Here is a 13306-nt window from a genome sequence, read left to right as displayed (position 1 = left end):
ATGAATCTTCCAGGAAGATGGGGGGAGCAGGACAGAAGCCTGTCACCTTCATGCAGTGTCTGGACCTGTTTTATTACGTCCAGGAGCACGCCATGCACCAGAAGCAGCCCACCTTTTTTGTGCCTCCAGCTGGCGGCGATCTGATCTGTTTTAACAGAGAAGATAACGCCGTAACCGTCCTGGTGTGGGCAGTCGATGGATGGCCCGTGGCGGCATCCATTCCGCAGGATCAATTTATGGCTGTATTAAGCGGCATTCCGGCATAACTGAAAATCCCACCCGGCGAATATTGCCGGGTAATAAAAACTGAACAGGAGAAACTTAAATGACCAGATTATCCAGCCGTTTTGGCGCAGCTACCGTAATTCGTAAAGAACGTGCCCTGACTAATGACGAACTGGCGCGCCATGTTCCAAGCGTATTTACCGGTGATAAACACGAATCCCGTTCCTCACGTTATACCTACATCCCGACTATTACTATTCTGGATAAACTGCGTGAAGAAGGTTTTGCCCCGTTCTTTGCGTGTCAGACAAAAGTAAATAAATCGGAGCGCCGCGATTTTACAAAGCATATGCTGCGCCTGCGCCGTCTCGATCAAATTAACGGCAGCGAAGTACCGGAAATAATTCTGCTTAACAGCCATGACGGTTCCAGCAGTTACCAGATGATCCCAGGCATGTTTCGTTTTGTCTGTACAAACGGAATGGTCTGCGGTGATACGTTCGGAGAAATCCGTGTCCCGCATAAAGGGGATATTGTCAGCCAGGTTATTGAGGGCGCGTTTGAAGTGCTTAAAACCTTTGAGGACGTGGACGAAAGTATGGATCTGCTTAAATCCGTCAGCCTTTCACCGTCCGAACAGCGCCTTTTTGCAAATGCCGCGCTTGAATATAAATACGGCGAAGAACATCAGCCGGTTACAGCTTCTCAAATTCTTGAGCCGCGCCGCTATGAAGACAGAAAAACAGACATCTGGACCACCTTTAACCGCGTGCAGGAAAATTTAATTAAGGGGCATCTGCCCGCGCAGACGAAAACCGGGAAGCGTAGCCGGACGCGACCTGTCACAGGAATTGACGGTGACGTGAAATTAAACCGGGCGCTGTGGAAGCTGGCCGACGAAATGGCTAAGCTGAAAGCCTGAAAAAAATCCCCGGTTAACCGGGGATTTTTATTTATTCAGTTCGACGCGAGCGCCGGGAGTTTTTCAGCGGGCTTTGGTACTTCTTTTATATCGGCGTTCTGCCTGTCCTCAATAATCTTTCTTGCCAGCAGAACACGATAAATACTCTTTATTTTTCTGGCGTACTCACGCCGTGCTTTGATCGCCTTCGGTGAAGGTCCGGTGTTATACATTCCCACACTGTCCCAGTTTTTTCCGTATGCCCTGAAGTTATGCGCCAGCACCCATGCGCCGGTGTAAACACATATACAGGGTTCATTCAGCAGTCTTTCCCGCGTGATATTAAACTTTTCAAGTTTCCCGTAATGTGAACTGTTCACCTGCATCGCACAGACATCCTCCGTCCCGTTACGGTTGGCTTTATTTATGGCTGCCGGTCGCAGTCTGCTTTCCTGTATTGAAATCGCAGTGAGCAGCAGGGGATCAATGTTGTAGTCCTTTCCGGCCTGGTTAAAACACAGCTGAGGTGCTGCGCCGCAGGAGACTGAGAAAACCAGAAGAAGGAACGGTGCTTTTTTCATTTTGCGTATTATCCGCCAGAGGAGTTTATATGCGCCAGGAGGGAGGCGTTTATAAAAATACGCGCGGCGATCATTTTTATCAAGATAATCCATTACAGACGCGCATGGGGCGCTGTGGATCGTCTTTTCACACGACGGGATATAAGAGAAACCCAACCGATCCACTTTATTAAACGCCGCTCTTTACCCAACATAAAAAACATCACACCCCACGCAAGACGTTGTCTTGCAGATTAATTCTTTGATTTCAGTTAGTTATACTTAAACTCTAAGCGTTGTCATGAGGTATGAGGTGAAAAGGTGGTCTAATTAGCACACTTCACAGTGCCGGAATAACACACTTACCCGTGCCTGATTGACACACCTGTTGGTGCCAACACAGGCACTGTTGAGTGTGTGATAAGTGTGTAACTATAAAAATCAGTAGGTTGATTAGGTGATTTTTAACGTTAGTGCCGTCCTGACACACATCATGGTGCCGTGCCAACACACCTGTATAAATCACTAATATGCTTGACACATCGATCAGAGAGAGACGATATTATGAAAAATCCCGTTTAAGAACATCCTTAAAATGTCTCTAATAGTGCCTAATCAGGCACTGCTTATCGGTACAGGTAAATATAATGCCCCGTAAAAACATATACTTTAAAGATAAAATCGATCGTGAGATTGAAGATATTATTGAAATAGAGATTCAGAAGGGGGCGACTAAAGCTGATGTTAACTACTCCTCGATGGTAAATGAACTGGTCAGACTGGGTCTGATGGTATACAAATCAAGAGAAGACGGCTCCAGTTTCGATCTGGAAGGTTTCCGGCGTGACCTTATCCGCAAGGTGAGCGGTTCACGTGAAGGTATTATGATACTGACCGCACTGCTTTCAGAGATTTATGTATCAGTTAAAGGCCCGGATTACAAAGGCTCTCTGGATGACCTTATCAATGCGAATATTTCGGCAATCAATACGGCGGAAGTGCAGGGCGAGTCTCAGCATTTCCTGAGTGACACGAATTAAAAAAAAGGCCGACATCATGTCGGCCCGTTCCCTGCATCGCTACTCCTGTTTTTCAGCTGATGCGCCTCTGTCTTCCGCTTCCGCTATTTTCTCTTTCAGATACCACTCGAATGCCATACACAGCACTTTAAGCGCCTGCGCATCTTCATTCTGCTCCAGTAAGCGGTCAGACAAATAACCCAGAGAATTCATGAGTCTTGTCAGCATTTCATCGTTCAGGCTGCGTTTGTGTATGCGCGCCATAATACGAATTTCATCAGCCAGATTTTCCGGAATGCGCATGCTGTAGCCTGACGTTTTGCCCGGAATAAGCACCCGTTCGCCTTCCCGCCACATCCAGACTTCCTCATGTGCTGACGCGTTATTTTCCTGTTCAGCGGGTTTGTCATCCGTTTTTATCAAATCATCCAGCCACTGCTCAAATTTCACCGCGAGCGCAACAAGGCGCTCTCCTTGCGCGGTGCGAATAACGGCGCGGTCGGGCTGATAATTCAGCGAGATTAATAAACGCGAAATTATCTCATCGTTAATACTCTTTCGGCTTAAACGCCCACAGATTCTCAGCTCCATTAACAAATTATCCGGTGCCCGTAGTCGCCATTCAATTGTTTCACCGGCATGGAACTTACGGGGTCGTCCACGCTTACCCCACATATTTTCTTTAACTTTCATATCAATAGATTCCTGGCACCACAGGGTTTCTCCTGCCTGACAAAGGATATATCCCGGCGTGCGTCAGATAATTCTTAATAATGATTAAAAGTGTGAAGTCCGTCACAGTTTTTTTTTTTTAGGGTCATGAGACAATTGCGCCTGCGTAAACAAGCACTTACGCAACCTCACTTTGTATACATCGGAGACTCAAGCATGAAAGGTAATGCCCTTGAAACCACACAGGGATGGGCGGTAGCGTCTTTATTCCGTGCTGCAATCAATAAATTTAACTTAAAACGCATCTGTAATATCGCGAGTTCAGTTTTGCTGCTGATGCTGGTCACGAAAGTGGCCCATGCAACCGGCACTGATTTATTGTCCTCGCAAAACACCACGGTTAATTCCACCTTCGGTTCTGGTTCCTCACTTATTAAATGGTTTTATATCGCTGAAATTGTGATGGCGTTATTCACCTACATCAAAGTTCGTTCACCGCTGGTCTTTGTTGGTCTGGTTATTTGTATCATCTTCACCCGCGTTGGTTTCGCAATCGCGAGCTAATCATGAACGGGGAAGATGATAAATATTACTTCCCGGAAACACTCAATCAGCAGGAACGCATTATTGGCCTGCCCGTCGACGAATTTATTGTTGTGGTTCCTCTGGTTGTTACCGGGGTGCTGTGCAACATGTCGACGGTGCTGTCTGTTATTGCGGGCCTGCTGTGGTGGCTGGTCAGATATTTGAAGAAAGGGCAGGGTACTTACTGGATGCTGAATTTTTGCTACTGGCACCTGCCTTTTATTATTTTCAAAGTCACTTTCCGCCAGATACCTGACTCCTGTTTCCGGCACTGGAGGGCGTAAGGAATGAAATTAAGGATTAAAGGAGAGCGCGATAAATATCTTCGTACCGCATTTGTTGGCCTCTCTGTTCTGAGTATTTTGTGTGTGGCAGGAACGGTGCTCTCCAGCTCGCTGGCCTGGCACTTTGCCACCACGCAAAAAACCATCACCACGCCCATGACCTATAACCATCCCTTTTCCTCAGATGCGAAATCAGCAGACAGCACCGGCATGACGATGTTCGCCACGTCCTTTCTTTACTGGCGTCTGAATGTCAGTCCTGAGTCCATCGACGGCAACCAGAAAATGCTGCTCGGTTATGTGCCCGCCGAAAGGCGGGACGCGCTGAAGAAGGTTCTGGATGTGGAGGCGGAGCGGATCAAAAAAGGAGGCATCACCACCCGCTTTGAACTGCATGACATCCGGATTATTGACCCCGGCACTGTCGACATGAGCCTGACGCTTTACCCGTCAACCACCAACGGAAGTATCACCACCGCCCTGGACAGCCAGGAAAAAACCTACCGGCTGAACATGAGTTATGAGAACGGCATCATCAACCTGCTGGACTTCTCAGAGCTTGTGCCCGTCGCGACCCCACACTAACAAGGACTGCCCATGAAAATCCGCATTTCACCGGCAGCTGCAACTGTGTTACTGGCTACAGGACTCTTTCACGGCGGCCTCCGGGCCGCCACCGGTCCCGCCGCCATACCGTTTGAGAATGACGCCAGTTTCAGCGTCACGCTCAGCAACACCAACCCCAACAAAATTATCATTGACGGGGAACTCGTAACCAGTCTCAGCGGGCCAGCAGGCGCTTATGACCAGAGCACCACACCGGAAGGCGCATTGTTGCTTTCGCCTCTCGGTGGCCAGAATTTTACGGTCTTTCTGCAGACGGCGGGCGGTACTTCCGTCAGCCTGAACGTTCAGCCCAAACCCGGCACCGGCCGCACCCTGCGGTTTACGCCGCTCAGTATGCCGGTGCGCAGTAATGAAGAAGCAAAGGCCTGGGAAGAAGGTCAGAGCTATGAAAAAACGCTGGTCACCCTGTCCCGCGCCGTGGTGCGGGGAGAAGTGCCGGATGACTATACCGAACTGCCGGTCAGCAGAATGCCGGCTTACACCCCCGGCATTGCGGTGCGCCTGACGCCGGAACGGCAGTTCATCGGTTCACATCTGCGAGTGGTGCGTTTTCGCATGACGAACCCAGGCTATGTGACCGTGGCCCTGCGGGAGCGCGACTTCTGGCGCAAGGGTGTCCGCGCCGTCATGCTCTCACATAACGAGCTGTATGCCGGCGGGGAAGGGTTTGCCTGGGTGGTTTTTTCAGATGACGGAGCGCCACGCCAATGAGCCTCAACATCAATATCACCACCCGCCGTAAACAGCTGGCCATCCTTATCGGGATAATCGTGACCGCTGCTGCCGCCGCCACCGGCATCATGCTCTACGGGGGCGAAAGTAAAGCCCCCCAGAATGCCGGCGCCGCACCGGCACCCAATATGACCGGCGTCGTTACCGCCACCTTTAACGAAGAAGTCAACGCCTCGGCCCTCGCACAGCAGCAGGCAAAAACGTCTTCACTTGAGTCGCAAATGGCCCAGCTGCTTGAAAAGTTCAATCAGCAGAACGCCACCTTTGAGCAGAAACTCGCGCAGCGAGATGCGGAGATTCTGCGGCTTTCACAACAGCCCCCCGTTCCGGCTGGCAGCAACACCCCCACGGGACAGCAGACACCACCTGCTGGTCCGGATGGCACACCACTGCCGGGTCCTGTTGCTGCCGGTCAGACCCGCCCGCCTGTTTACACCGCAACACCGACCGCCAGTGGTGCTGTTAACGTAAATCAGGGAGCCGGGTTTTATCCGGGAGGAAGTGGCCAGCGCATGACGGGCGGGCTGACCACCACCACATTCACCTACGACAGCCTGAAAAAGAAGGGACCTAAACTGCCCTGGATACCCTCCGGGTCATTCACTGATGCCATCCTGATTGAAGGGGCCGATGCGAACGCCAGCGTCACCGGCCAGCAGAATACCCGTCCGGTCACCATCCGCCTGAAGGGTAAGGTGCAGATGCCAAACAACCACGAATACGACCTGGACGGCTGTTTTGTCACAGGCGAAATCTGGGGTGACATCTCCAGTGAGCGTGGCGAAGTCCGCACAAAGAACCTCAGCTGTATGCCGAAGCACGGCGCACCCATTGATATGGTTTTTGAAGGCCATGTCAGCTATCAGGGCAAGGGCGGGATCAGGGGTAAACCGGTCATGCGTAACGGCATGATTGTTGGTTACGCCGCCGGCGCAGGTTTCCTGTCAGGTATCGGGGAAGGCATTAAATCAGCCTCGACACCTTCTGTCGGGCTGGGTGCCACGGCTGATGTCGGCGCAGGAGATGTACTCAAACAGGGGTTTGGCGGGGGAGCCAATAAGGCAGCTGACAATCTCAGCCAGTACTGGATCAAACGTGCCGAGCAGTATCACCCGGTTATCGATATTGGTGCCGGGAACGCGGTCACTGTTGTGTTCCAGGAGGGCTTCCAGCTTAAAAATATCGATGAGACGGACGAGGAACGTATCAAGGCTGCGGCACAAACCGTGAGCAATGTGGCACAGAATGCTGCTCAGCCAGCACCGACTACCGCCTCCACGTCGTCCCCGACATCCACCGGCAATATCAGTCCTGATGAAGTATTGCGTCAGGCCAGCCAGCTGCGCCTGGGTGACACCATTAACTAAATCCGCCTCTCAATCCTGAACGCCAACCGGAGTGACTCCATGAAAAACCTACTGGGTGCTGCACTGCTGTGCAGCGCACTGACCGGCTGCGCCGGTATGAACTCTGATTTTGACTGCAACAAAACCGCCACTGACCAGTGTCTGACTACGGCGGAAGCCAACAAACTGGCCGCCAGTGGTAAAAGTCTGGATGACCTGACCGCTGAGAAAAGCGTAAAAAAGCCTGCGGGTGAAACCCTGCCGGCACTGCGTAACACAGCCCCGGCTATCAGTCCTTCCCGGCCTGTCTCTGTCGCACCAACCGGTTACACCGCGCCTTCCACACTCACTCCGCGCCCGATTGCCGGTACGCCTGTCCGATCCTCTCTGACAAGCCGGACGGTGGTTAACACCCTGTCCGTGAAACCGGACACCGGTGCCGGGCGGGTGACCGCGCAGCGTATTCCTGATGCCACGCAGCGCCTGTGGATCGCCCCCTGGGTCGATACTGACGACAACTTTCATCAGCCCGCTGTCGTGGAGTTTGTGAAAAACAAATCCCGCTGGGATGAAGGGTTTCGGGTTATTGGGGAGGGCGGGGAATAATGAGTGATTTTCTCGACAGTGTAATGAGCCTCATACGCGGGCGTGATGAGGCTGACGGGGCGGCAAGAGCAAAAGCCAACCTGCAGCAGACGTGGGATTATCCCTCGCTTATCGCGTCCCTGCCGTACCGTTACTACGATGATGTGAACGATCTCTTTATTAATACCGGCACGGCGGGCTTCATTATGGAAGCCGCACCGTTGCCGGGCGCGAATGAACAGATTGTCGCAGCCCTGGATGACATGCTGCGCAAGAAGCTGCCCCGCAAGACACCGGTCACCGTGATAATGGTCGCCAGCAAGTGTGTCGGGGAGCGGATCAGGAACGGCGTCAGTAATGATATGTGGAAAGGCAATATTGCTGAACACCTGAACAAAATCACCCGCGCCTTCTGGGAGCGCTCTGCGCTGAAAGGCCTGGCTAACAAGCGGGAATACCCGCTGTACCTGCGCAATTACCGGGTGTTTATCGTCTACGGCAAGGCCATGAAGCGCCACAGCCAGCAACTGACCGATGAGCTGATTCAGGTCCGCAACACCATCCGCGTCTCACTTGATGCCGCGCGCATTGAAACGGTCAACACCGGTGTGAACGAGTTTTTGTCTGTGATGCGCGAGCTGACCAACTACCGTCACGCGCAGGTCATGCCGGCCAGCCCGGAATATAACGAAGACGAGCTGCTTAACCGTCAGATAGTCGACCAGGGCATTGATGTTAATGTGCGCCCGTCGTATATCCGCCTTGAGCTGCCGGAAGAAGCCGGTCACAACGTCACGACCCGGCGTGAACCCGCGTCTGCCTGTCGTGTCGTCAACATGCAGCTGGCCAAAAACCCCAAACGCTTTGCGCTCTGGCAGGGGGCCGATAACCTGCAGAACCTGCGTTATCCCGATCTGGGTATTCCCTGTCCCTTCATGCTCACCTGGACTATCGAGCTTGAGGAACAGACCAAAAGCCAGGGTGAGGCGATGCGCAAGGATATGGATTTAAGCAAAAAGGCCGCATCCGCTTACGGCCAGCTGTTCCCCGGCACAAAACGGGCCGCAGAGGAGTGGCGACGGACCCGCGAGCAGCTGCACAGTAATGAAATTTCCCTCTGCCGGTTCTACTTTAACCTGACGCTGTTCACCCCGGATAACGATCAGGATGCGCTCTCCTGTGAACTGGCGGCCGTGAACGTCTTCCGTAAAAACGAACTGGAGATGGTCGCGCCCCAGTATCAGCAGATGCGTAACTGGCTGGCCGGTTTCCCGTTTGTTATTCAGGAGGGCATGTGGGAAGACCTCAAAGCCACGGGGGCGACACTGCGCGCCAAAAGCTGGAATGCAGTCAATCTGATGCCGGTGGTGGGCGAGCGCCAGCTGTCGCATAAGGGCATGCCACTGCCGACCTACCGCAATCAGGTCGCTTTCTTCGACATGTTCGGGGAGGAAAACGGCAGCACCAACTTCAATATCGCGGTAACAGGCACCTCCGGGGCGGGTAAATCATTCCTGACGCAGGGGATCCTGCGCGACGTGCTGAATGCCGGCGGATTTGGCTATGTAATTGATATGGGTGACAGTTACAAGAACTACTGTCACCAGGCGGGCGGAGTGTATCTCGACGGTGCGAAACTGCGCTTTAACCCCTTTGCGAACGTGAAAAATATCGATGAGTCTGCAGAAGGGATTGTGCGCCTGCTGGCAGTACTGGCCAGCCCGACGGCGGCGCTGGACGCGGTGTTTGAAGCCATTCTGCAAAAAGCGGTCGTTCACGCATGGGAACTGAAGCAAAACGAGGCGCGCATTGATGACGTGCATAACTATCTGACCAGTACAGAAATCAATGAGGCGTTTGCGGATAAACCCACCATTATCTCGCGCCTGGCTGAACTGGCGATGCTGCTGGAAACCTACTGTACCTGGGGACCTGACGGCGAATACTTCAACGCGGCCACGCCTACGCTTGACGGGGAAACCCGCTTTGCGGTGCTGGAACTTTTGAGTCTGGAAGACAAGCCGAAGCTGCTCTCTGCGATCCTGTTTTCGCTCATTCTCGCGATTCAGGAAAAGATGTACCACAGTCCGCGAAACCTTAAAAAGGTCTGCATTATCGATGAGGCATGGCGACTGCTCGGTGGCTCCAACCCGCACGCGGCGCGGTTTATCGAAACCGGTTATCGTACCGTGCGCCGCCATCGCGGGGCGTTCGTCACCATCACCCAGGGTATCAAGGACTTCACCGCCAGTAAGGAAGCCGAAGCGGCCTGGAACAACAGCTCCACCAAAATCACCCTTCTGCAGGATGCGAAAGCCTTCAAACAGTACCTGTCTGACAACCCGGATCAGTTCCTGCCTGTTGAACAGGAGGTGATCCGCTACTTCCAGAAAGCACTCAATACGGGCTTCAGCTCACTGCTGATCACGGCCGGGGAGTTCAGCTCCTTCCACCGTCTGTTTGTCGATCCGGTGACGCGCGCCATGTTCAGCTCGAAGGGCGAGGACTTTACGTTCATGCAGGAAGCCCAGAAAGCCGGGGCCACGGCGGAAGAAGCCGCGTACCTGCTGGCCGAAAAAGAGTTTGGTGCAGAGCTTAAGGAGCTTGAGGAATGGGTGAAAGCAGCATGACGACATCAGATGAAACATCCGGTGCCGTGGCAGTGCGCGAAGGTATGAACCTGAAGGGAAGTGGCCGGAAATGGGGTATGTGGGCGCTGGGCATAACGGCTGCGCTGGCGGCCAACGTCGCGATAAGTCTGCTCACGGTCCGGCTGGCCACGCCGGTCATCGTGACCTTCGATATGAAGGGCACGGTGGACATGTTTATGCAGCAGTCGGCGCAGCAGAAACTGGAGGAGGCTACCGCGAAGATGCTCACCCGTCGGTTCAACGCGGCGCTGACGCAAAGCCTCAGTGACTGGCAGCACGATCACAACGTGGTCATCCTGGTGTCGCCGGCTGTGGTCAGCACGCAGGGCGATATTACCCCGCAAATCCGCAATGAGATTGCGCAGCGTATGCTGGAGGTGCAATGAAAACGCAACTGGCAGGCGTGATTTTACTGGCGCTCACGGCAGCGGCCGGGGCAAAAGACCTCGGAACGTGGGGGGCGGTGTTTGAGCCGGCTGAACAGGATATGCTGGTTTTTATTCAGGACCGGCTGCAGACAATGGAACAAAGCGGGGAACTGGCCCGGCTGAAAAATGAAGCCATTGAGCGTGTGAAAAAGAACGCGGTGCGGCCGCCGCCGGTGGCAGGCCTGTCCCCGGCCATAACGTACCGCACGTTCAGCTATGACCCGACCTTTACGGTGGCCAGCACCATTACCGACATGAAAGGCAATATCATTGCCCGTAAGGGCGATCAGGTGAATCCGTTCGACAAGGTGGCGTTTGATCAGACGCTCTATTTCATTGATGGCGATAACCGCGACCAGCTGACGTGGGTGAGGCAGCAGCTGGCCGGCAGCACAAACAGCAAGGTCATTCTGGTCAACGGCAACATTAAGGAAACCAGCGACGCGCTCGATGAGCGGATCTACTTCGACCAGGCCGGGGTGCTCACCACAAAATTCGGTTTTGAGCATACGCCGGTCCGTATTACCCGTGACGATCGGGTGCTGAAGATTGAAGAAATCCCTGTAAAGGGAAAGCAACCCTCTCCCTGAGTACCCCGCTGTAAAGCGTCTCTCAAAAATACCGGTAATGACTTATAACGGAGCTGATTATGGCCACCACATTAGGCGACCTGTGCCCTGAGCTTAAACACTGTCGCCCGACGCAAAAAAAACCGCAAAAGCCGCCGCGCAAAGGCACGGCACACATCATCAAGGACATTTATCCGGAAATCGAATCCTGGGATAACGTGTTTGTCACTCAGGTCTGGTTCCGCTGGCTGAGAACAGTTGATCAGCCGCTGACAGAACCAACAGAACGTGATGAGCGCTTTCCGATGTTCCTCGTTGAAACTATCCGGCAGAGAATGATGGAGACAGGCGAATGGCGCTGATGTTACCGGCAGCCCTGTCGCTCTGGCTCAATACCGGGTGGCATTATTAGCCGCCCCGGCTGTCAGGCTGTTCGGTGCTCACGTTGTTGCGCTCCGCCTCAGCCAGTCAGCCAGACCGCCTTCTGATTAACTTCCTTACTGAGGTATCCCTGTGCAAAGAGATCCTGACCGTAAAAGGACACGAATTGCCGATATTTCTTCCATGCGCCTGGATGAACAGGCGAGAGCTGAAATTATTGCCATTCTGGGTGAAAACCCGCTGTATAACCGTTCCGTTATTCTGCGTGGTGCCCTGCTTGTTCTGTTCCGTCTCCCCAAAAAAGAGCGTGAAGCTGCCATTCTGGAAGCCGCCGCCCGTTAAGTCTTCGCTCCCGTAATCAGCCCGCCCGCTTTCCCGGTGGTCGCGGCATTCCTTAAAGGTCAATTCCATGTCTCAACCTGAAAAAATCGGGCCGGTGCCGGTTGTCCGCGATCGCTTCGGCTTCTTCTCACACCCTCTTTATTTCACCCCCGCTGACGATCGTGACTTTGGGCGTCCGGGCGAGTTTGATGCCTGGCTTGCGGCGAACCATCTTGAGATGGTGCTGACGGCAATGGACACCGAAGACGGATCTGTTGCCGCGCTCCAGTACGCGATGACCGGGGCTTTCACGCAGTGGAAACCTGAAAGCCCGGCAGGTTCAGGGTGGTTTGTCGGATCCCTTCATGAAAATGAAGATGACGGCCCGGTGTGTATCTGGTTGCGGGAGGCACCATGCGGCGAAAAATAAAGCGGCTCTGGTTGTCGTTTGCGACGGCGATCCTGTTCTGCGGCCTGTCGCCGTCAGCCGTGGCAGCGGCGAACGCCGGTGATGGCCACTGGGTAAACCCCATCTCTGATGTGTGCTGGAAATGCCTGTTCCCGATGTCACTGGGCAGCATCAAACTGGCCTCCGGGCCGCAGCCGGATACCAGTAACCCGGCATCCCCCATTCAGATTTGCTCTTACGGCGTGCTGTACCGGATAGGTCTGGCAATCGGGTACTGGGAACCCACCGCGATGACGGACGTGACCCGCGAGCCGGGCGTCATGGTCAATATGGGCGGGTTTAAAATCAATCTCGGTCGTACCGGGACGGGAACCGCCGGGCAGAGTGACAGGCCTGCCGCCGGGGCGTTTTACCACGTCCACTGGTACAAGTACCCCCTGATTTCCTGGCTGAGCATTATGACCAGCATCGGCTGTTTTCAGGGCGGTGATATGGATATTGCCTATCTCTCGGAAGTGGACCCGCTCTGGAATGACTCAACGCTCTCCATGATCCTCAACCCGGAAGCGGCACTGTTCGGCAATCTGGTCGCGCAGGCGGCCTGTGCGGCAGATGCCGCATCGAGTACGGCGGGCCTGCCGCTGTCGCCGCTGTTCTGGTGCGCCGGCAGTCAGGGGTCGATGTACCCGTTCACCGGCTATACCAGCGGTGAATTTTCACCTCTCGAATCGTCACTTCTGGTCAGCGAACGGATGGCTTTCAAACTGCACCGGGAAGGGCTGGTGATGAATACGGTCGGTGCGGATTATGCCGTCTGTTACGAATACCCGTCGCCTATTGTACCGAAAGAACGGTGGCGCTATCAGATGGTCAACATGTACCCCGAAACCACTAACTGCCATCCGTTCGGGGCCAGTACCCAGACATGGGGCACCCCCCATAACTCGCCCCAGTCAAAGAAAAACTTCGGTTACCTGCTCTGGCGCAAGCGCAACTGCGTGTACTTATGAG

18 protein-coding genes are annotated in these 13306 nt (G+C 53.9%); 16 read left to right on the top strand and 2 right to left on the bottom strand.

Annotated elements, in window-relative coordinates; genetic code table 11:
• On the top strand, positions 1–266 hold a 266-nt coding region (locus ACQUTD_RS17910; protein ID WP_473385726.1), incomplete at its 5' end, for a hypothetical protein.
• 59 nt (positions 267–325) lie between these two features.
• A complete protein-coding gene (locus ACQUTD_RS17905) occupies positions 326–1147 on the top strand; it encodes a DUF932 domain-containing protein (RefSeq protein ID WP_088222307.1) in 822 nt (273 codons plus the stop codon).
• A 35-nt stretch (positions 1148–1182) separates the two neighbouring features.
• On the opposite strand, the gene ACQUTD_RS17900 is transcribed toward ACQUTD_RS17905, so the two are convergent.
• Complete coding sequence (locus tag ACQUTD_RS17900) at positions 1183–1707, bottom strand: lytic transglycosylase domain-containing protein (protein WP_088222313.1); 525 nt, start codon at positions 1705–1707, stop codon at positions 1183–1185.
• Positions 1708–2333: 626 nt separating this feature from the next.
• Between ACQUTD_RS17900 and ACQUTD_RS17895 the strand changes: the two genes are divergently transcribed.
• A complete protein-coding gene (locus ACQUTD_RS17895) occupies positions 2334–2726 on the top strand; it encodes a relaxosome protein TraM (RefSeq protein WP_088222306.1) in 393 nt (130 codons plus the stop codon).
• Positions 2727–2765: 39 nt separating this feature from the next.
• On the opposite strand, the gene ACQUTD_RS17890 is transcribed toward ACQUTD_RS17895, so the two are convergent.
• Positions 2766–3398, bottom strand: coding sequence for an Arc family DNA-binding protein (locus ACQUTD_RS17890; RefSeq protein ID WP_473277409.1), 633 nt, complete (start codon positions 3396–3398; stop codon positions 2766–2768).
• Between the two features lie 195 nt (positions 3399–3593).
• Here ACQUTD_RS17890 and ACQUTD_RS17885 point away from each other — a divergent pair, with 195 nt between their 5' ends.
• The 13 genes from ACQUTD_RS17885 (at position 3594) to traU (ending at position 13305) form a co-directional block, all read left to right on the top strand.
• Positions 3594–3941: a type IV conjugative transfer system pilin TraA gene (locus ACQUTD_RS17885; protein ID WP_088222304.1), complete on the top strand. Its 348-nt coding sequence runs from the start codon at positions 3594–3596 to the stop codon at positions 3939–3941.
• A 2-nt stretch (positions 3942–3943) separates the two neighbouring features.
• Complete coding sequence (gene traL / locus ACQUTD_RS17880) at positions 3944–4246, top strand: type IV conjugative transfer system protein TraL (protein ID WP_473277408.1); 303 nt, start codon at positions 3944–3946, stop codon at positions 4244–4246.
• 3 nt (positions 4247–4249) lie between these two features.
• A complete protein-coding gene (locus ACQUTD_RS17875; protein ID WP_473277407.1) occupies positions 4250–4831 on the top strand; it encodes a TraE/TraK family type IV conjugative transfer system protein in 582 nt (193 codons plus the stop codon).
• A gap of 12 nt (positions 4832–4843) precedes the next feature.
• Positions 4844–5584, top strand: a complete 741-nt coding sequence (gene traK / locus ACQUTD_RS17870; RefSeq protein WP_473277406.1) for an F-type conjugal transfer protein TraK — start codon at positions 4844–4846, stop codon at positions 5582–5584.
• Positions 5581–6972: an F-type conjugal transfer pilus assembly protein TraB gene (gene traB / locus ACQUTD_RS17865; protein WP_473277405.1), complete on the top strand. Its 1392-nt coding sequence runs from the start codon at positions 5581–5583 to the stop codon at positions 6970–6972. Before traK ends, traB begins: the two co-directional genes overlap by 4 nt.
• A 39-nt stretch (positions 6973–7011) precedes the next feature.
• On the top strand, positions 7012–7557 hold the full coding sequence (gene traV / locus ACQUTD_RS17860; RefSeq protein WP_473277404.1) for a type IV conjugative transfer system lipoprotein TraV: 546 nt from the start codon (positions 7012–7014) through the stop codon (positions 7555–7557).
• Positions 7557–10166: a type IV secretion system protein TraC gene (gene traC / locus ACQUTD_RS17855; protein ID WP_473277403.1), complete on the top strand. Its 2610-nt coding sequence runs from the start codon at positions 7557–7559 to the stop codon at positions 10164–10166. Before traV ends, traC begins: the two co-directional genes overlap by 1 nt.
• Entirely contained in the window at positions 10148–10573 is a 426-nt protein-coding gene (gene trbI / locus ACQUTD_RS17850; RefSeq protein WP_473385724.1) for a type-F conjugative transfer system protein TrbI, read from the top strand. The genes traC and trbI overlap by 19 nt, the downstream gene beginning before the upstream one ends.
• Positions 10570–11205, top strand: a complete 636-nt coding sequence (traW, locus tag ACQUTD_RS17845; RefSeq protein ID WP_473277401.1) for a type-F conjugative transfer system protein TraW — start codon at positions 10570–10572, stop codon at positions 11203–11205. Before trbI ends, traW begins: the two co-directional genes overlap by 4 nt.
• Before the next feature lie 59 nt (positions 11206–11264).
• Positions 11265–11546, top strand: coding sequence for a hypothetical protein (locus tag ACQUTD_RS17840; RefSeq protein WP_473277400.1), 282 nt, complete (start codon positions 11265–11267; stop codon positions 11544–11546).
• Positions 11547–11697: 151 nt separating this feature from the next.
• The gene (locus ACQUTD_RS17835) at positions 11698–11907 is read left to right on the top strand and encodes a hypothetical protein (protein WP_129364011.1); all 210 of its coding nucleotides are present in this window, start codon (positions 11698–11700) and stop codon (positions 11905–11907) included.
• Positions 11908–11974: 67 nt separating this feature from the next.
• Positions 11975–12316, top strand: a complete 342-nt coding sequence (locus tag ACQUTD_RS17830; RefSeq protein WP_129364012.1) for a hypothetical protein — start codon at positions 11975–11977, stop codon at positions 12314–12316.
• The gene (gene traU / locus ACQUTD_RS17825; RefSeq protein ID WP_473277399.1) at positions 12301–13305 is read left to right on the top strand and encodes a conjugal transfer pilus assembly protein TraU; all 1005 of its coding nucleotides are present in this window, start codon (positions 12301–12303) and stop codon (positions 13303–13305) included. Before ACQUTD_RS17830 ends, traU begins: the two co-directional genes overlap by 16 nt.
• Position 13306: the final 1 nt, after the last annotated feature.

This window comes from Enterobacter sp. K510, assembly GCF_055804875.1.
Note: the sequence above shows the minus strand (reverse complement) of the source record. Positions and strands in the feature narration are given on the sequence as shown.